General features: G+C 51.8%; 12 protein-coding genes and 1 riboswitch. Of the genes, 5 read left to right on the forward strand and 7 right to left on the reverse strand.

Annotated features, from left to right (window positions below; translation table 11 throughout):
* The first annotated feature begins 632 nt into the window (after window positions 1-632).
* The 3 genes from BMX00_RS12695 to BMX00_RS12705 all read left to right on the forward strand — a co-directional run bounded on the left by BMX00_RS12695 (window position 633) and on the right by BMX00_RS12705 (window position 3,567).
* Complete coding sequence (locus tag BMX00_RS12695; RefSeq protein ID WP_090829398.1) at window positions 633-896, forward strand: ubiquitin carboxyl-terminal hydrolase 14; 264 nt, start codon at window positions 633-635, stop codon at window positions 894-896.
* A gap of 277 nt (window positions 897-1,173) precedes the next feature.
* On the forward strand, window positions 1,174-2,382 hold the full coding sequence (locus BMX00_RS12700) for an alkene reductase (RefSeq protein WP_090829399.1): 1,209 nt from the start codon (window positions 1,174-1,176) through the stop codon (window positions 2,380-2,382).
* Window positions 2,383-2,997: 615 nt separating this feature from the next.
* Window positions 2,998-3,567, forward strand: coding sequence for a type 1 glutamine amidotransferase domain-containing protein (locus tag BMX00_RS12705; RefSeq protein WP_090829400.1), 570 nt, complete (start codon window positions 2,998-3,000; stop codon window positions 3,565-3,567).
* Window positions 3,568-4,011: 444 nt separating this feature from the next.
* Here the strand turns inward: BMX00_RS12705 and BMX00_RS12710 are convergent, their stop codons facing one another.
* From BMX00_RS12710 to chrA, 4 genes are all read right to left on the reverse strand, one after another.
* Window positions 4,012-5,889, reverse strand: a complete 1,878-nt coding sequence (locus BMX00_RS12710; protein ID WP_090829401.1) for a pyruvate kinase — start codon at window positions 5,887-5,889, stop codon at window positions 4,012-4,014.
* 621 nt (window positions 5,890-6,510) lie between these two features.
* Entirely contained in the window at window positions 6,511-7,086 is a 576-nt protein-coding gene (locus tag BMX00_RS12715; RefSeq protein WP_090829402.1) for a TMEM165/GDT1 family protein, read from the reverse strand.
* Between the two features lie 3 nt (window positions 7,087-7,089).
* Window positions 7,090-7,262, reverse strand: a riboswitch (yybP-ykoY riboswitch).
* A 189-nt stretch (window positions 7,263-7,451) separates the two neighbouring features.
* The gene (locus tag BMX00_RS12720) at window positions 7,452-8,054 is read right to left on the reverse strand and encodes a PEP-CTERM sorting domain-containing protein (RefSeq protein WP_090829403.1); all 603 of its coding nucleotides are present in this window, start codon (window positions 8,052-8,054) and stop codon (window positions 7,452-7,454) included.
* A gap of 350 nt (window positions 8,055-8,404) precedes the next feature.
* Complete coding sequence (gene chrA / locus BMX00_RS12725; RefSeq protein ID WP_090829404.1) at window positions 8,405-9,733, reverse strand: chromate efflux transporter; 1,329 nt, start codon at window positions 9,731-9,733, stop codon at window positions 8,405-8,407.
* A 380-nt stretch (window positions 9,734-10,113) separates the two neighbouring features.
* Between chrA and BMX00_RS12730 the strand changes: the two genes are divergently transcribed.
* On the forward strand, window positions 10,114-12,603 hold the full coding sequence (locus BMX00_RS12730) for a TonB-dependent siderophore receptor (protein ID WP_245728064.1): 2,490 nt from the start codon (window positions 10,114-10,116) through the stop codon (window positions 12,601-12,603).
* Between the two features lie 21 nt (window positions 12,604-12,624).
* Here the strand turns inward: BMX00_RS12730 and BMX00_RS12735 are convergent, their stop codons facing one another.
* From BMX00_RS12735 to BMX00_RS12745, 3 genes are all read right to left on the reverse strand, one after another.
* Window positions 12,625-14,544: an Lnb N-terminal periplasmic domain-containing protein gene (locus BMX00_RS12735; RefSeq protein ID WP_245728065.1), complete on the reverse strand. Its 1,920-nt coding sequence runs from the start codon at window positions 14,542-14,544 to the stop codon at window positions 12,625-12,627.
* A gap of 73 nt (window positions 14,545-14,617) precedes the next feature.
* On the reverse strand, window positions 14,618-15,127 hold the full coding sequence (locus tag BMX00_RS12740) for a DUF3015 domain-containing protein (RefSeq protein ID WP_090829406.1): 510 nt from the start codon (window positions 15,125-15,127) through the stop codon (window positions 14,618-14,620).
* Between the two features lie 446 nt (window positions 15,128-15,573).
* Entirely contained in the window at window positions 15,574-16,602 is a 1,029-nt protein-coding gene (locus tag BMX00_RS12745; RefSeq protein WP_245728066.1) for an isoaspartyl peptidase/L-asparaginase family protein, read from the reverse strand.
* A 644-nt stretch (window positions 16,603-17,246) separates the two neighbouring features.
* Between BMX00_RS12745 and BMX00_RS12755 the strand changes: the two genes are divergently transcribed.
* Entirely contained in the window at window positions 17,247-18,293 is a 1,047-nt protein-coding gene (locus BMX00_RS12755; protein ID WP_090829407.1) for a DNA topoisomerase IB, read from the forward strand.
* Window positions 18,294-18,611: the final 318 nt, after the last annotated feature.

The raw sequence follows: 18,611 nt of genomic DNA on the forward strand, positions 1-18,611 counted from the left end.
TCTCAACAGATCAAAATGACGCCGCACCGCTATCCCTTCCTGAATGATCCGGAAGTAACGCTGGAGATGCTCGGCAGAAAGCGAGGAGAAGAAACGCATACTCGACGATATTTCAAACCCAAAAAAGTTTCTGTCTATTAATCAGATTAGACGTTAAAGTCGTTTCCGTATTTATTTAATTTTCATATCCATATTAGAAATGGGCATTAGCGATCAGTTGGCTGAACATACTCCGGTTAAGTCAGAGTCAATTCGCAGCGATGTTCCATCGAGAGCAAGTATAAGAAAGAGAAATGACAGGCTTATTACCACGCCTGATTGCGCATCATATTCACAGCGTCGCCAGCTGCGCTGGCCGCGCGCCTCCCGTCAATATAACCGGTCTCGACAACATTATCTTGTCGAATCAAAGCGGTGGCTACCTCCACCCAATTACGGCAGTTTAAAAACTAGAACTTGCTCAGTTGGTGCGGTTACGCACTGATGGTCTAATATGACGAGGGTCTAATAAATAATGCTTACATTTCCTACCTAGAGCGCCCAACAGCGCCCAGCACGATTTTCGGTAGGATGATGGAGCGAAGCGCAACCCATCATGAAACTAGCGCGTCTTCAGCGTTTGGAGATCAAATATGGAAAAGACGTGTACCCATCTGAATCAGATCCGGCAAGTGACACCGAGCGCGGTGGGTTGTGAGGATTGTCTGAAAACGGGCGATAGCTGGGTTCATTTGCGCCTGTGCCTCATTTGCGGGCATGTCGGCTGCTGTGACTCATCGAAGAACAAGCATGCCACCAAGCATTATCACACTACGTCTCATCCAATTATCAGATCGTTTGAGCCCGGCGAAAACTGGAAGTGGTGCTATATCGATGAGCTTTTCATTTCTTTTTAAAAGGATATGATTTATGGGGCCTAATCCGATTTCCACGAGTGGACTTTACGTCCAGACGGATACTATCTTTTGAAATCACCTGAATCAGGCTTCCGGCGCGCCATAGGCGAGTAGGTAAAGACAGTGAACTCAGGACAGCGGAATTGATGGTGGGCCAGCATGTACAAAACGAGAAATGATTTGCTTGAAAGCGAAGCGATCTGCTTGAAAGCGAAGTGGCGGGAAGCGAAATGATCCGGTTTCCCGGCTGATCGACCTACATTAGGCGGAGAAGGTTATGTCCATATCCAGCGCGAATATCCCTATTGCCGAGGTGCGGCGGACGGGGACGGAACGGCTGTTTCAGCCTGTCGGGCTGGGGCGCTACAACCTGCCGCATCGCATCGTCATGGCGCCGCTCACGCGTTCTCGAGCCCGCCAGCCGGGCAATGTCCCAACCGCTCTCAACGCAAGCTACTATGCACAGCGGGCCTCGGCCGCACTGATCATCAGCGAGGCGACGCAAGTATCGCAACAAGGTCAAGGGTATGCCTGGACCCCGGGTATTCACAGCCACGATCAGGTCGAGGGCTGGCGACTGGTCACCGGCGCGGTGCATGGCGCCGGCGGCCTGATCTTCATGCAGCTCTGGCATGTCGGGCGAATATCCCATCCGTCGCTGCAGCCGGACGGCATGATCCCGGTCGCACCTTCGGCCATCAGGCCCGCGGGCGAAGCGTTCATCGAGAACGAGAAAGGCGAGGGCGCACTGGTGCCATTCGTGACACCACGCGCCCTGCAGACCGAGGAGATGCACTACGTTGTCCAGCAATACGCACGCGGAGCAAGAAACGCGCTGGAAGCCGGCTTCGACGGCGTCGAGGTGCACGCGGCCAACGGGTATCTGCCCGATCAATTTATCTGCTCGCGGACCAACCGGCGCACAGACCAGTACGGCGGCCCGATTGAGAACCGGGCGCGGTTGCTGACGGAAGTGACCGAGGCGGTGTGCGAAGTCTGGGGTCCAAATCGCATCGGAGTGCGGTTGTCGCCGCTAGGCATTTTTAATGACATCGGCGACGACGAGCCGGAGATAACCTTCGGCTACCTTGCCGAAAAGCTCAATGAGTACGGGCTTGCCTACCTGCATATCGTGAACCCGGCCGCGGCGGCGATCGGGAAAGGGATCGAACCCGACCTCGCGACATCGCGCATGCTCCAGTTGATTCGTGAAAAATACCACGGACCGCTCATCGCAGCCGGTGGATTCGACCAGGACACTGCGGAGGCGTGGCTTAAGCAGGGCAAGGCGGATCTGATCGCCTTCGGGCGCAAATTCCTCGCTAACCCGGACCTGCCGGAACGGTTTCGCCGGCGCGCGCATCTCAATGCCGATGATGCCTCTACTTATTACGGCGGCGGTGTCAAAGGCTACACCGACTATCCAACGCTTGCCCAAGAACGGGGCGAGGAGGCGAAACCGTGCGTGGATGACAGGTGGCGCTAATGCCTGCCCGAGCTCATACCGCTACACCAGATCACTTTTGCCCGTCGCGATACTCATAGGGTGGTGTCATAGCGGCTATGGTTACCATAGCCGACATTGCGGGCGGGCGCGGCGCTGTGCTAGGCGGCTTCGTTCCGGGGCTGCCGCAGTATCCGGTTGATCTGTAATTCCTCTTGATGGTGCCGCCGATCCTTTATCGCCCGGCTTTATCCCCTCCGCCTCCGTCCGTATTCGTGACTCAAGACCTGATTGAGCGCCACATCCGCCGGCGGGCCAGTCCGTCCAGCCACTTGTTCCTTTAACGCTTGTTCCCTATGTGATGATCAATGGTCTCGACAACATTAGCTTAGCGAATCAAGGCGGTGGCTAGCCTCTGCGTAATTTACATTAGTTTAAGGCTCGATCGTACTCGGTTGGTGCGGTTACGCACCGATGTCTAATAATACCGAGGATTTAATAACACCGAGCGTCTAAGGCATACCGGCTTTTCGATGAGGCTCGCCGCAGACATTTGTTATCAACCCATATGGCAGCTTGAAGAAAGCCGCATAAAAGCAGCTTGCTCATGCGTAAGCATTTTTCCATATACCCGAAACTATCGAAAGGAGAATGAATATGGCTGATGAAACCCTAAAACGACTGAAGGTTGCCATCCTGGTTACGGATGGCTTCGAGCAGATTGAACTGGTTGAGCCGCGCAAGGCTCTGGACAATGCTGGCGCCGAGACCCATATCGTGTCGCCCAAGAGCGATACGGTCCGCAGCTGGGACTTTACGGACTGGGGCAGCGAATTTCCGGTCGATAACGTGCTCGACCAGGCGAATATGCAGGACTTCGACGCGCTGTTGCTGCCGGGCGGTGTGATGAATCCCGATAAGCTGCGGATGCAGCCCAAGTGCGTGGAATGGGTGAAGGGTTTCTTTGATGCAGGCAAGCCGGTAGCGGTCATTTGCCATGGTCCCTGGACTATCATTGAGGCCGGGGTAGCGCGGGGTCGGCGGATCGCCTCCTGGCCTTCACTCAAGACCGATCTCAAAAATGCGGGTGCTGAATGGGTGGATCAGGAGACCGTGGTGGATGGTAATCTGGTATCAAGCCGTTCGCCCGATGATATTCCCGCGTTCAACCGCGAGATGATTGCGTTATTCAGTCAACAGAGTGGACAGGCACGGCGAGTGGCGTGAATAGTATTTGCGCCGCTGGCTGAACTATGCCCGGAGATATATGGCGAGGGCCAGTCTGAAACGTTCATCGGCGAGGCGTTCCTGGTGAGCAAGGTCTTCCGCACAATGCATCCCGTGGAGCCGCTGCCGGCAAGCGCAGCCTCGCCGTGTCAATACCTATCGGATCGATCTTTATCCTTTACCCTCCTGCATTGGACGGGAAATGTTCCGCTGGTGGAGACGATAGGATTTCACGGTTCTCAAGCGGGCCGGCAGATCCTCCATTGGGGGGGCGAAAAAATCCTCCGTTAAACTTGAATGCAAGTGATTTTAGAACGGGAGAGTCGACCACCGTTCCTGGCTGGTTCTTGCCAGAACGGTGAAGACGAGGAAGAAACCCAGCATAAATTCTGCCTATCCACGGTGTCGAATCTCGCCTTGCGGTATGTTTTATCGCCATTTTCGTTACCAGTGCAGACGGCGCAACAGTGCACGCTTTTTCTGCTGATGTCCCTGCATGCGTTGCAGAATACTATCGAGCATCTGGATAGCCTGGATGATGTGGGGTCCCTTGTTGAGCATGACGCATTCTGCTCGCTCGCTCATTGCCGCATCGCTGACCTCGGCCCGGCTCGGTCTGCCGGTCTTGGTCAATCCTTCCAGTACCTGAGTAGCCCAAATGACCGGAAGATGCGCGGCCTCAGTCAGCCACAGAATTTCTTCCTGCAATTCCGCCAGTCTCTCATAACCGCACTCTACGGCTAAATCGCCGCGGGCGATCATGACCCCGACCACCGGGGAGCGGAGCAGCGCAAGTATCAGTTCCGGCAATCCCTCAAAAGCAACTCGTGTTTCCACCTTGATCACAATGCCGAGCCTGGCTGCCTCAAGCCCCTCCAGGTGATACTGCAACAGCTCTATATCAGCGGGTTTCCGCACAAAGGAAAGCCCAACCATGTCCGCATGGCGGACGATGAATTCGAGATTCTTTATATCTGAGGCCGTCAATCCTTCCAGATCAAGCTGGCTGTCTGGCAGATTGATACCCTTGTCCGCCAGTAATTTTTCTCCGCCGTCCCGCGCCTGGGTGATTTCAACCAGAATTTTATCGGCGTGGATATCACGAATCAGGCCACCTATGCGGCCATCGTCAAACAGGATGCGTTCGCCGGGGCGAACGGCAGCGAAAATTTCGGGTAATGAGCAGGCAATACTGGCGGGTTGCAACAGATGGCCTTCTTTATCGAACCGGGCGGGATGGCCGGAGACAGCCTTGCGGGTCAAAATCAAGGTGTCCCCACGGTGCAGCCTGATCGTTGCCGTTGTCGCAGGGAGCGCGCCTACCTCGCCGGCATAGCCTGTGCCGCGCGCATTCCGCAACAGGTAGAGCTTCAGGCCGGGTTTGATATAACTGGTTTGCGTAGACTCAGCCCAGTAACCAGTCCCGGCTTGTTCCACCAGCCGCAGACTGCGCAATGCTCCTCGGGCATCGCTGAATTCGATCCTGTCCTGCCCGGTGACTTGTTTCAGCCAGTTTCCTTTGACGGGCAGCTGTGCATGCGTGGGCTCGGGGCAGGGCGTGGGATCATCCTCTGGATATATCCAGATACGGGCGGGTGCTGTCACCTTTCCATAAACGTCGCGCTGTGGCTGCCACTTGAGAACGGCCGGTCCGGGCGCGATCTGACCGGTACGCAACTTCGGGCCAGCCAGATCCATAAGGATACGGCAGCGGCGTCCCGTTTCGCGTCGCGCGCGCTTGATTTGCTTGATCAAGCGCCTCCACACGGCCTCATCGTCATGTGCACAATTGATGCGTGCGCAATCCATGCCTTGGAGTAGCATTTCCTTGACCAATGCATAGTCATCTGCGGCACTGCCCGGCAATGTAACCATGATACGCACGTGTCTGGGTGACACTGATTTGCCGAGCAGATTATTGGTATTGGTTTCCAGTAGAGCAGAGCCCGGTATGGAAGAGTCGATCACGGAAGGGGCCATTTGCGGGGGCTGTCGCCCGAGGGCGCGCTGCAACAGTACGATAATCGCGCGCAGATTGCTCAGGACATGAGATTCGGCGCGTCCCATGGACGATAGACCGGCCGCTGCCAATTTTTCCTGCAAGGGGCGCACGTCGTGCCGTCGCAAGCCAAGATAGTGAATCAAGTTAGCCGCGCTGGCTCGATGGCGTGCGTCTACTTTTTCTATTATTTCGGCAGAGTCGATCTCAAGAGTCAGTAGCTCCTGCTGAAGTGTTACCAGCTCAAGCAACAGCTCGGCATAAGCATCTTTTTTGCCGTACCGGATTGGAAGGGCTTCAATAATCTTGTGGGACGGATTCATGGTGGCTGAAAATGAACAACCGAAACGTTGACACGATATTGTTGCATCAATGTGACGAGTGCGAATAAAAAAGGTTTGTTTTCCAGTTATGGTTAAAGATAACAAGAATCATTGTAATTAATGAACAGAACAGTAATTATTAATTTATTAATAGTAGTACATCGGTAGTACATTGCAGGCGATTCGAACCTGCAGGCGATTCGAACCTCGCCTGTTATATGAGTGGTAAGTGCAGGGTAAGTGACAAGTCGGGGAAACTTTGCTGACCTATCGGGAGAAGTGCGCTTAAAAGCGATACCCTTCATTTGAGGTGCGCTGAAAGTCTATTACTTCCATAATTATTATTGTTAACGTATTAAGGGGCCAAAATGGTTCTTGTTCCGGGTATTGTTTGAGTGCTAAGAGTGAAACTCTGCATTGGCGCGCGGATATATCCGGTACTCAATATGATGCAAGAAGTTTCAACAGAAAATGGATAAGGCTTTATTCCCGCTACTGATAGCGATAAATGTAAACTCACTTGATCTAAAGCCTCGTTGATGACCCACCTAACAACCACGTCGTAGCTGGCGTTGCTCCACTCAGGCGATTGTTATTTGTTTGGCCCGGTGACAGATTGTTCTACTTAAACAGAGCATCAATCTTGAACAAGGTGAGCGCGCCCATGACTGCGAAGATTCCTGCAGCAATCGTATGCACCAGCTTCATGGGGATCTTTGAGGCCAGCCTGTCACCGACGAATACAGCCGGTACGTCAGCCAGGAGCATGCCCAAGGTCGTTCCGATCACCACCAGTAAGGGGCTGGCGTAGTGCGCAGCCATTGCAACAGTCGCGATCTGGGTCTTGTCACCCATTTCAGCCAGGAAAAACGTGATTAGCGTGGCCCCAAATACCCCGAACTTCTTGGCAACCTGGGTTTCCTCTTCCTCGATTTTGTCGGGAATTATTGTCCAGATTGCCATTCCGATGAATGACAACCCCAACACCCACCGCAGAATTTCCGGGCTTACAACTGATACAATCCATGCCCCCAAAGCACCCGCGAGACCGTGGTTCACCAACGTGGCGCATAGGATGCCCGCGATGATCGGAATGGGTTTCTTGAATCTTGCTGCAAGGATAAACGCGAGGAGTTGGGTCTTGTCCCCAATTTCAGCGAGCGCAATCACCCCAGTCGAGATAAAGAGAGCTTCCATTAAGAGTTCCAAGGCCGGTCGAAGACGATGACCACATTACTTCCCCGGCCAATGCGGAAGCGATGTGGTCAAAGGTCTTGCCAAGCTAAGGGACTGCTTACGCCATGACCGAACGGTCAAGTATGTTGACGCAAGCCTCTTTGTGCAAAGAGCGGCTACTCCCCAATGACATGATAATGATAACGTATCCAAGCTGATCAGTCGATAGACTAATCAGAGAATGGGCTTGCGTTGCAGATTCGGTTATGAGCCTATCAATAAGCACGCCAAGAAGTCAAAACATTTAAAACACAGCGCATTTAGAAAAAATGGGAGAGTTCCCTCCCAGTTGAGGTGGGAGGGGATACCGCTAAGCACCAAACTAATTAAACAGTCGATTTGCTCCTGCGTTTTACGATAAAGCCCATTAAACCAAGCCCTGCCAGCAGCATCGCGTAAGTTTCCGGTTCGGGAATGGCCGGCACTTGTTTCAGGGTAACGGCGCTGGCATTACGAAAGCCGGCATCGTCCAGGCTCAGGTTAAAGGTTGCGGCGGGTGCAGCGCTAGCCGTCAATGCTCCGGTAAAGTCAATATTACGTGAACCGATCGAAGAATCGAGCGTGATATCTGTCAGCGTTGACTGGTTGTGGCTGGCAGATACGTTTCCCTGAACTCCGATTGTTGGTTCCTTAATAGGGAGGTGAAGGTTGGTCCATTCCTGACCGGGGAGGTTGATGCTGTTCTCAGTTACGGCGTAGTTGGAACCCCCATCAGTATGACCAACCGTAACAACTGGCGTGACAGGGTCCAGACTATTTAAGGTTTTGGAAAGATTCAGTACATTGGAAGCGGTAGTGTCACCGTGAACGTCCAATCCCAATCTCCCCACGCTTGCTGTAATGTCGGTGACGACGCCTGCAGCGGATGCGGTAGAGATGGACCCCCCAAAGGCCAAGGCCGTGATAATCAACTTAGACAAGCTATTCATTTCCTATTTTTCTCCTATAAAATAAGCTGTTTTCCTGTTGGAAAACAAGATCAACCATTGCGACATGCTGTATCTCCCATAAATATTACTTCCAGAAGAGAGCGCAGCATTGCAATGACAAGCATTTATCGTGCCAAGCTTGGAACAGCTAAATATTCTCTGCAATAACAAGGAGTTATTAAGGAACAGGTGGAGTCATGCACATAGCAGATGTGGCTCTCAACTCATCAGTAATTTACTCATCTAAATATAAGCAGTTGATTAGAATAATTTATTTCTGTCGTGAAATCGCAACAATCTCATTGGAAGTATCCCCAAGCATTTATCCTGCATGAGCCACAGCGATAACATTAAGCGAGCAGCCGCCATGTCATGCCAAGGATGCCGCAAGAGATAATGACCGGAATCATGCCAACGTTGAATCGGAATATGACAATAATCGACGCCATCACAAGCCCGATGGAGAACGAATCAATATCTCCATTCAAACCGCGCGGCCAGAATACGTGATAAGCAAAGAACAGGGCGAGGTTAAAGATGACACCCACCACGGCAGCGGTTATCGCTTTTAATGGCACAGTGAACGCAAGTTTGCCATGCGTGGTTTCCACGAATGGTCCGCCCATAAAAATGAAGATGAAGCTTGGCAGGAAGGTAAAAAAAGTAACGATGGCCGCCCCGGCCAAAGCTGAAATGAACTTGGCCTCCACCCCAAATACCTGTGTTACCCATCCTCCGACAAAACCCACGAAAGTGACCACCATGATCAATGGACCGGGGGTTGTCTCGCCCAGCGCCAGGCCATCGATCATTTGCGCGGGTGTAAGCCAGAGATAATGCTCTACCGCCCCCTGATAAACATAGGGCAGGACCGCATAAGCACCGCCGAACGTCAGTAGCGCGGCTTTTGTAAAAAACCAGCCCATTTGGGTAAAAGTGCCATCCCATCCGTAAAGACCGAATAGGATTCCCATCGCAGAGAGCCACATAAGCAGCCCTGCAGCGGCCACTTGCGATAACCTTGTCCAGCTAAACAAGGCATGAGAGGGCACGGGAGTGAAATCTCCAAGTAGAGCGCCTCCGGACTGTCCATCGGCAGTTGCATGCGCCTCGTCCGTCCTAAAATAATGGGGCGCGACGCGACTGCCGGAATATCCGATCAGGCCGGCTGCCAGAATGATGAGCGGAAAGGGGATATGCAAGACAGCCACAGCGAGGAAGGCGGCTGCTGAAATCGCCCAGAGCGCCCTGTTTTTTAGTGTCCTGGACCCGATACGATATGCGGCAAACAGCACGATGGCGACAATTGCCGGTTTTATGCCATACAGTAACCCGGCTACCGCCGGGACATTGCCGTATGTCAAATATATCCACGTCAGCCCCACCAGGATGAAAAAGGACGGCAGTACGAATAGGCCGCCAGCAATAAGCCCGCCATAGGTACGGTGCATGAGCCAGCCGATATAAGTTGCCAACTGCTGAGCTTCCGGGCCTGGCAACACCATGCAGAAATTGAGCGCATGAAGAAAGCGCTTTTCAGAAATCCAGCGCTTTTGCTCAACCAGATCGCGATGCATGATGGCGATCTGGCCGGCAGGCCCGCCAAAACTAATAAAACCCAGCTTTAACCAGTAGAGGGAAGCTTGCCAAAGCGTGACAGGTAGAGGTTGAATTTCCATAAGCTAGCGGCTGACGGATATTGCCGCTATTTTTATGTGGATAAGGTGGAACGCTGGCTATTATTTCGTTCGCTTATTATTGCTTTTCGGCAACCGCTAAAATATAATGCGAATGGTTCTCATTCACTACACTAAAAAGTTATATACCCGTTGACCTGTTTCGGCATCTCAAACAGTTTGTTACTTGTTACCAGAATGAGGATGACCGGCCCATCTAAAAAATAAGAAAAAACTATATGGTCATCTGAAAACCCTGTAATTGTATCGCTTATTTTATCCCTTGCCGCTGAGTTTCCTTATATCAGCGGTTCATTAGCCCGCCAGCCCCCCTTGGGCAAGCCAGCCAGTTTTCATTCTGTCTTGTCAGAGGAACATGGGTTATGAAACTCAATAGAAACACGTACGCAGCCACTCAAGCCAAGCGCAAACGTCGTCGTAATTTATCCAATACAGCATTGCACGCAACACTGATCTGCTTGGGATTAAGTACTGCTTTTGCTCCCCCTCGTAGTGTTGCTGCCGAGTCAAATCTCTCTGCCGGGAAGGCTGTTCAGGCGTACGACATCTCTGCAAGGGATCTGGAAGAGGCACTCAATCTTTTTGCGACTCGGGCGGGCATTGATCTCTCCTTCGATGCTGAGGAGGTCAAAGGAAAGATAGCGCAAGCATTAAAAGGCCATTTCACTGTTCAGGCCGGGTTAAATAAGTTATTGGCGGGAAGCGGGCTGGAAGCCATACCGCAGGCTAACGGATACATCGTGAAGAAATCCGCTGTTGTAGCGGCTGATAGCGCAAGTGTTACGGCGGGCGATCCACCCGCCATGCTGACCCCAATAAAAGTATCCGCGAGCAGCGTAACTGGCCCGACAGATGGATATATGGCCACGAAAAGTTTCAGTGCGACCAGGACCGATACCCCCCTACGTGACGTACCGCAATCCATAACCGTTGTGACGCAGGATCTGATCAAAGATCAGACCATGCAGAATATGGGGGATGTGGTGCGTTATGTGCCCGGGGTGGGCGTTTCGCAGGGGGAGGGCAATCGCGATGCGGTGATTTTCCGCGGTAACAATTCAACGGGAGATTTCTTTGTCGATGGGCTGCGCGATGACGCCCAGTATTTTCGCGACCTCTATAATATAGACCGGGTTGAAGTCCTGAAGGGCTCTAACGGCATGATTTTCGGCCGGGGCGGCGCGGGCGGCGTGATCAATCGGGTGACCAAGGAAGCCGGCTGGACACCCGTAAATGAAGTTTCGGCACAGTATGGGTCTTTCAGCCATAAGCGAATAGCGGTTGACGTCGGCCGGGCCATAAACGAAGTGGCCGCTTTTCGCCTCAATGCCATGTATGAACATTCCAACAGCTTCCGTAACGGTGTGGAGCTGGAGCGAGGCGGTGTCAATCCTACCCTAACCATCAAGCCCACCGCTCAGACCAAGATTGTTTTAAGCGGCGAGTATTTTACCGACAACCGCACGGCGGACCGGGGGATACCTTCTTTTGGAACCAGGGCAGGTGTCGTGGGGTCGGGCCGCCCCGCCGATATCGACCGGTCAACATTTTTCGGCAATGCGCCAAATAGCCCGACACATGTTGACGTCTGGGCGCTGAATTCGCTTATTCAGCATACGTTCGACAACAATCTTACCTTCCGCAATCGCACTCGCTACGCCAACTACGATAAGTTCTACCAGAACATATTTGCCAACGGGATGGCCACGGCCCAGGATGCTTCCGGAACAGTAAATATTCAAGCCTATAACAATGCGACCCAGCGGGACAATATTTTCAACCAGACAGACTTTTTGTACACCTTGAACACGTGGGGCATAAAGCATGAGTTCATGACGGGCGTGGAATATGGCCGCCAGGTTACAGACAATTTCCGTGATACCGGCTTTTTCAACAATACCGCCACCAGCGTGGACGTGCCTTTCTTTAATCCCACTACCCTGGTTCCGGTCACCTTCCGGCAGAATGCAACCGATGCCAATAACCATGGTGTCGTTGAAGTAGTGGGACTATACGCACAGGATCAGATTACGCTCCTTCCCCAGGTCAAAGCCGTTTTAGGCTTACGCTACGATAACTTCGACGTGAATTTCGTCAACAACCGTAACGGGCAACGATTCCATACCAATGACGGATTGGTCTCGCCACGTGTAGGATTGATCTATAAACCCATCGAACCGGTTTCGATTTACGGAAACTACAGCTTGGCCTACGTGCCGCGCGCGGGCGATCAGCTTAGTTCGTTATCCCTAACTAATGCCGCGCTTAAACCGGAAAGCTTTATGAATCTGGAACTCGGCGCCAAGTGGGATATCCGACCTGATCTCTCACTTTCCGCGGCGCTGTATCAACTGGATCGCAGCAATGTTATCGCGCCCGTTCCCAACGATCCCACCCGAACCATGCTGGTCGACGGCCAGCGTGTCAGAGGCGCCGAAATCGGTTTGATGGGGCGCATCACCCCGCAATGGAGCGTCATGGGGGGATATGCGTATACGGATGCCGAAATTACTCGCGCAATAACCGGGGCGAATGCTGGTGCGGTCGTGGCGCAAGTCCCCAAGCATACTGTGTCCATGTGGAATCGCTATGACCTTACTCCCTTTTTGGGATTGGGCCTGGGTGTCGTGCATCGCAGCAGCATGTACGCTGCGCTCGACAATACTGTGCTCCTGCCGGGCTTTACACGGATGGATGCGGCAATGTTCGTCAGGCTCAACAAGGTCTTGCGCGTGCAGGCGAATATCGAAAATATAGCCAACGTTGATTACATTGCCTCCGCGAACAATAACAATAACATTCTGCCAGGCGCACCCCGCATTTTCCGGTTGACGGTAGTAGCTAACTTTTAACCGGGGGGTGGTCTCAGCAGTCTAAAAGAAATAATTGACTGAGAAAATTCCTTCGTTGTTATGATCGTAGCGATTCAATTCCAGTCGCATATCAAGATCCTGAGATAGGGCATAGCGGGTTATAAAATGAGAAGTGAAAAAACGCTTACTTTCACCCACGACAAAAACCTGGTAACTGCCGGCAAGTTTGATTCTTAAATTTTCAGTTATATCGTAGTACGCGCCGACTTCAGCATCGCCACCCACACGAGAATATTGTTTTAAGTCACCGGAAAACTCTGCTTTTAGATCAACAAAGGAATATAACAGCAAGGGTGAAAAAAAATCCGGCCGATAGGAAATACCTCTCCCATACGTGGCTTTGAAGGAATTGCAATAGTTACAGTTGCGATCTCTAAGCGTGTCGATCCCCACGTCTACACGCCAGGAAGATTTGGCGAATAAGGAATCGTAGGGATTGAGCGACGTGATCGAGAGGAGCTTTGCCTGATCCAACCTTACTCGCTGGGACTCCAAGTAGTAGCGGAGCTTGAAGTCCATAAAAATGATTTCCGAGTTTTTATCATATCCAACATCTCTGGCCATTAGATCGTGGTAAGCCGGGCGATAAGCAAATTCCAGGAAAGGCTCACGGGCATTATGTCCTATCCCTAAAAGAAAGCGGTCGGTACCGTGACCATGCTCCGGACGGCTCGAAAAGCGCGTGATGCCTCCTAGCCCATCATCGTCAGCTTGCAGGCGGCTTCGCGCTAACAAAACAGAACGCGGAATTTTTATTTCTTTATCGCTCGTTTCCTGCATGCTTTGATACTGTGAATAGTCCATATAAGCATTCAACACAAGTGCTTGTGATCGGGTGGAAAGACCTCTGAAGGTATTGCTTTCCAGTGAGAGTTCCCCTTTAACCATACTTTGTAGTAACCGCTTCTCATCATCAACCATCTTAAGTCGCTTATGATTCATCTGGCTGAGCACTGCGGGTCGGTACACGGCCTCCTTTACCAGCCCTTCCTGCGCCATTACGATTTTTACCGTATCAGTCGGGATCACGCTGAAAAAAAATGAGTCTTTTAATCGCAGATTCGGATTGGCAACCTCCAACAGGGAAAGCACATGGTATGAGCAATTTTCCTGAAAATAATAATAATCAAAATATGTTCCGCCTAATTCCCATAAGTGCAGAACCATCGTGTTCAACTGATCTTCGGTAAATTTGAGCTCATACTCCCAAAGATCCCGGCTTTCCCAATTGTTGTATTCCTGCACCTTGGTGTAATAAGGAAAAATTGCGAAGCGGCCCTGGAACGAGCCTATTAAACCCTTCAACGCATATAGAAACGCATTGTCTGTATCTGGAACCGCAGCATAGTTTGCTCCGTAGTTCATTAAATTATTGCCACTCCCCGCTCTCCGGCTATCAATGCGTAGCAGAGTATGCCCAAACATGGAGGCAGGATTGTTCATGAAATAAGATGCAAATACTAATGTTGCCCCGACTGGATCTAATGTTTTTACCCAGCGGTCGAGTCGATCACAGGCTTGGATTTCCAGACGGTGGAGGTCGAATGCTAATTGCTGATTCAACCATTTGAATCGGGCGGGAAAGTTACACTGCGGATGCTCTTTGCCTTCTTTAATCTCGGATAGTGGAACAAAGAAGCTGGTGAGGGTCGCTAGTAGCTCTGCTTCTGGATCAGTTTTCCCTTGCGGGGAATTGAAAAACTCCATTCCATCGGCTTCACTGATCGTGCCACCGAAGGGTTTCTTGTCGTACTTTAAAAGGAGGTGCCAGACACGTTCACGGCCCAGGTTTTTTTGCTTGGCTTGCTGTTGCAATTCAGCCAGATAATCAGCAGCGGCTTTATTAGGTTGGGAATGAGCAACTACGGGAAATAAGCAAAAACAGAAAAGTAACCCAGCTACAAGACAAACAGGCTGCACAAAGGAACCATAGGTGTGATAACAAGATTGAAACGGATACAGGCTTTCGCCTATATCCGTTTACCGTTTCTTCTTAATTCAGTGCGGATAAATTGATATTACAAGATTTTGCAAGCTTGGGATGACGAGTTAATTGATTTTCAAGCTGACTCAGTAATTCAGTTGAAGTTGTTTGATCGTTCGCTACTAAACTGTCAAATTTCTCCTGAACCATTGCGCCAAATTCTTGATGGCTTCCTGCGGGGCACTGATATAAGCTGGCCAGGGTGTACAGATTTTCACCTTTACCTTGCGCCATTTCTTTAATCAAACTGGTGTAATTCTCTTGCGCAAATACTTCACGTTCCTTACTTATCTTCACCAATCCATGGTCGCCACAATTTGAAGTCCCGAATGTAATTCCCAAAGTCTGAGACCCCAATGTTGCGTTGGTTGTTGAAGCAAAGATCTGCTCTGCACCGGGCTTTGATCCTATAACCATGGAACCCAGTCCACACCCTGCTGCACCATAACCAGCGGCAAAAACAGAAACAGGAAGTAAAAATAGAGAAGCTGCTACTGCAATCCGACTATATCGTCCCATAATCTCGCTCCATAAGAGGTTGTTATCGCTTCAAATCAAGATCAACGATCCAATAACTCAACGACAGTTTTAAAGCGTCAAATTTTTAGCTAAGACGGCAGTAAAATGTTCCACGAAAAATAAATAGCCTTCTCCGCTGGAACAAAACTGAATGTACTGAACGCCTCTCAGGTTGTCAAATATTATATTTATATCTTGGAGTTGCCGCTATTAAGCCGGACAGGATGCGGATAGTAATTGGCTGCGGAGCCAATCAGGCGCGGGGTTGGCGGCGGGCGGAAGGCCTTTTCGGCGACTCGGAGCTAGCGCAGCGGACTTCCGGGCTTGTGGCTGCGATGGCGAGCGGGTTGGGCGCGGGCGACCGACGAATAGAGGAACGGATGGAGGTGATCGTTTTTTTAGGGAATTGCTGCGCTAAACTTTGCTTACCCATTTTGGGTAATAGCTCATGCGAAAATGCTCACCCGCGCAATGCCGTCGCTGCCGATGGTGCCGCGGAACATGCCTCGGGTGTTGAAGCGCATTGCATAGTTGCCTTTTGCATCCAGCACGATTAAACCGCCACCACCGCCGATCGCGGCGATTTCCGCCAGCGTATTATCCGCCGCATCGGTGGTCGGAATGTGCTGCAACCGTACCTGTGCCGCCGTGTTGAACGCGGCACAGGTACGGATGAACATTTCTCCAGTGCCGGTGGCGGATACCGCGACCGAGCGGTTGTCCGCGTAAGTCCCGGCGCCAATGATGGGCGAATCGCCCACACGCCCGAAGCGCTTGTTCGTAAGCCCGCCAGTTGAGGTGCCGGCGGCAAGGGTGCCGTGACGATCGAGCGCCACGGCACCCACCGTTCCGTGCTTTTCATCCGTCTTTTCGTCCGTCTTTTCGTCCATCTTCTCATCCATCTTTTTACCCATTTCGGGCTGGGATGTATCGGGATCAACGTCATGATCGAGTAACACGCGTTCTTGAGCAATGGCCTTTTGCAACTGATTCCAGCGGTATTGGGTATAAAAATAGGACGGATCGACGATCTCCAGACCCTGCTCAGCGGCGAAGGCTTCAGCACCTTGGCCCATCAGCATCACATGCGGGCTTTGCATCATCACGGCGTACGCGGCGCGGATGGGGTTGCGTATCGTTGTCACCGCGGCAACGGAACCCGCCATGAGCCTGGAGCCATCCATGATGGATGCATCCAGTTCGATACGGCCAGCATTGCTGAACACAGCGCCCTTGCCAGCATTGAATAACGGTGAATCCTCCATTACTACGATGGCTGCAATCACCGCATCAATGCTGCTGCCGCCCATTGCAAGCACTGCATAGCCAGCGGTCAGCGATTCTGAAAGTACCTGTGTAACAGCCTGCTCGCGTTCCCCTTTGAGCTTGCTGCGCTTGATTGTACCGGCGCCACCATGAATCACCAGCCGGATGGGTGAGGCATCCAGCCTAGCTGTGTTTTTTTGTACTGTCACGTTTACAAACGTAAAGGAAAGTTACCGTCGGAGCTTCTTCGGAAGGGTTGTAAAACTGTTCAAAGTTGGAAATGGTAGCATTGGATGCTTAGAATGAGCGAAGAATAAAATCTCGCGCCGAAACCCAAGAATGTTAATGTTTAGGCATTGCCAATGGGCATTTGAACCCGTTCTCTACGCTCTTCATGAAGGCATTTGCCGCATGGCCGATGACGTTAATCCTCGGTGTCCGATTTCCTGTACCCGCCATGCAGTTAAACCGGCGCAGGTAAGCGTAGCGGCTTCTGCGTGACTGTAACCCTTCGGCGCGCAAGTGAAGGCGATAGCCGGCATTCCTGCAGGCGGGCGTAGCCATCTATGCCGTCGCCCGGCAACTGCTCATGTCATCCACCTTGGGTTCACCGTCCGGCTAGATGGGAAAGGACGTGCTGACAACATGATCGCCAGGGGCGAATGCGGTCACACCTTTCCCCCCGATGACCTTTCCCGCTCCATCCGATATGTGAACCCGCGGCACCGCCAATTACGATGAACACTCATCCGACCACCAGGAGTTCGACACACCAAACTTATCATCACATCCACAGACCCGGCGACCCATCTTGCTGGTATATTCGGCAAACCAATCTGAATAGACCTGATGGATGACTCTCATGCGGGACAAGAGGATATCGAGCGCGGTTAGCGTAGAGGCTTTGGCCGCACAAGCTGTTATGGCGGGATTGGTGTATGTTTCGGATAATGAACCGGGGATCAGGAGAATTCGCCAGGGCAGCGCTTTCCAGTATATTGGCCCGGATGAAAAAGTACTTACTGACCAAGCCGAGCTGGAACGCATTGCCAGACTTGCAATTCCGCCGGCATATAATGATGTGTGGATTTGCCACAACGCCCAAGGTCACTTGCAGGCAACGGGCTTCGATGCCCGTATGCGCAAACAGTACCGCTATCACACCGATTGGCGCATTGTACGCGACCGCATCAAATTTTGCCGGATGGCGGACTTCGGTGAAGCGCTACCCAGTCTGCGTCAACGTTTGCAGCATGATCTGAGGCGCCACGGCCTTCCACAGGAAAAGATCCTTGCTGCTATCGTGAGCCTGCTGGACAGGACCCGCGTACGCATCGGTAACCGCACCTATGCACGCGATAATCGCAGCTTCGGACTCACTACGCTACGCAAGCGTCACCTCGCCTCCCTCAGCAACCGGCGCGCAGTGCTCAAGTTCAAGGGCAAGAGTGGTATCGGACACGAAGTCATGATAGATGACAAGCGCATCGTTAAAATCATTCACGACTGCCAGCAGCTACGCGGTCACCCTCTATTCCAATATGTGGATAGTGATGGAAAGCGTCATGCCGTGAAATCTGAGCAGGTAAATAGCTACCTTCATGAAACGATGGGCGCGGATTTTACAGCAAAGGATTTTCGAACTTGGGGTGCCACGCTCAGGGCGTTTGAGCTTATGCTGGAAACACCATTGCCGGAAGTGTCCAGCAAACGTCGACTCCAGGCCTGTATCGTATCGGCAATAAAAAAAGTCGCCGAGGAATTACGCAATACCGTGGCGGTCTGTCGCAAGTCTTATATTAACCCCTGGTATTTACTGCATGGCAAACGGGGATTCTCCATCAGTACCTGCAGGAACAGGCCGAATGCGTGCAGGAGGAACTGGAAAGCAGGGTTCTGACATTCCTCCGCCGGGAGCATTAGATAGAAACAACCAAGAAGTGAGGTCTGAGCCTAATTCTTCACCACCACTTCTTTTTCCTTCCAAATTAAATCCTTGCGCTGCCCGCAATTATGAGAGGTGCGTGCAATCTGGCCACGGATAAGCTCACCGAGACACTCTCCGAAATCTGATGGCGCCGCCGATAGCGAGGAAGCGGATTTTCTGGGTAACAGCTCAAGGTTGCCAGGGTTGCCAAGGTTGCCTAAGGGTTGCTCGATCAGTACATGGCAGCCAAAGTAAAATCCTGGGCGAAACACCAGGAATGTTGATGCGAAT

Origin of the sequence: Nitrosovibrio tenuis (assembly GCF_900109785.1) — a bacterium.
Classification (GTDB): Bacteria; Pseudomonadota; Gammaproteobacteria; order Burkholderiales; family Nitrosomonadaceae; genus Nitrosospira; species Nitrosospira tenuis_A.

What these genes read in the sequence shown, in the direction of transcription:
- BMX00_RS12730 (WP_245728064.1), top strand. Translation starts at nt 10,114, where the DNA reads ATGAAACTCAATAGAAACACGTACGCAGCCACTCAAGCCAAGCGCAAA.
- BMX00_RS12700 (WP_090829399.1), top strand. Translation starts at nt 1,174, where the DNA reads ATGTCCATATCCAGCGCGAATATCCCTATTGCCGAGGTGCGGCGGACG.
- BMX00_RS12740 (WP_090829406.1), bottom strand. Translation starts at nt 15,127, where the DNA reads ATGGGACGATATAGTCGGATTGCAGTAGCAGCTTCTCTATTTTTACTT.
- BMX00_RS12710 (WP_090829401.1), bottom strand. Translation starts at nt 5,889, where the DNA reads ATGAATCCGTCCCACAAGATTATTGAAGCCCTTCCAATCCGGTACGGC.
- chrA (WP_090829404.1), bottom strand. Translation starts at nt 9,733, where the DNA reads ATGGAAATTCAACCTCTACCTGTCACGCTTTGGCAAGCTTCCCTCTAC.
- BMX00_RS12755 (WP_090829407.1), top strand. Translation starts at nt 17,247, where the DNA reads ATGACTCTCATGCGGGACAAGAGGATATCGAGCGCGGTTAGCGTAGAG.
- BMX00_RS12720 (WP_090829403.1), bottom strand. Translation starts at nt 8,054, where the DNA reads ATGAATAGCTTGTCTAAGTTGATTATCACGGCCTTGGCCTTTGGGGGG.
- BMX00_RS12695 (WP_090829398.1), top strand. Translation starts at nt 633, where the DNA reads ATGGAAAAGACGTGTACCCATCTGAATCAGATCCGGCAAGTGACACCG.
- BMX00_RS12715 (WP_090829402.1), bottom strand. Translation starts at nt 7,086, where the DNA reads ATGGAAGCTCTCTTTATCTCGACTGGGGTGATTGCGCTCGCTGAAATT.
- BMX00_RS12705 (WP_090829400.1), top strand. Translation starts at nt 2,998, where the DNA reads ATGGCTGATGAAACCCTAAAACGACTGAAGGTTGCCATCCTGGTTACG.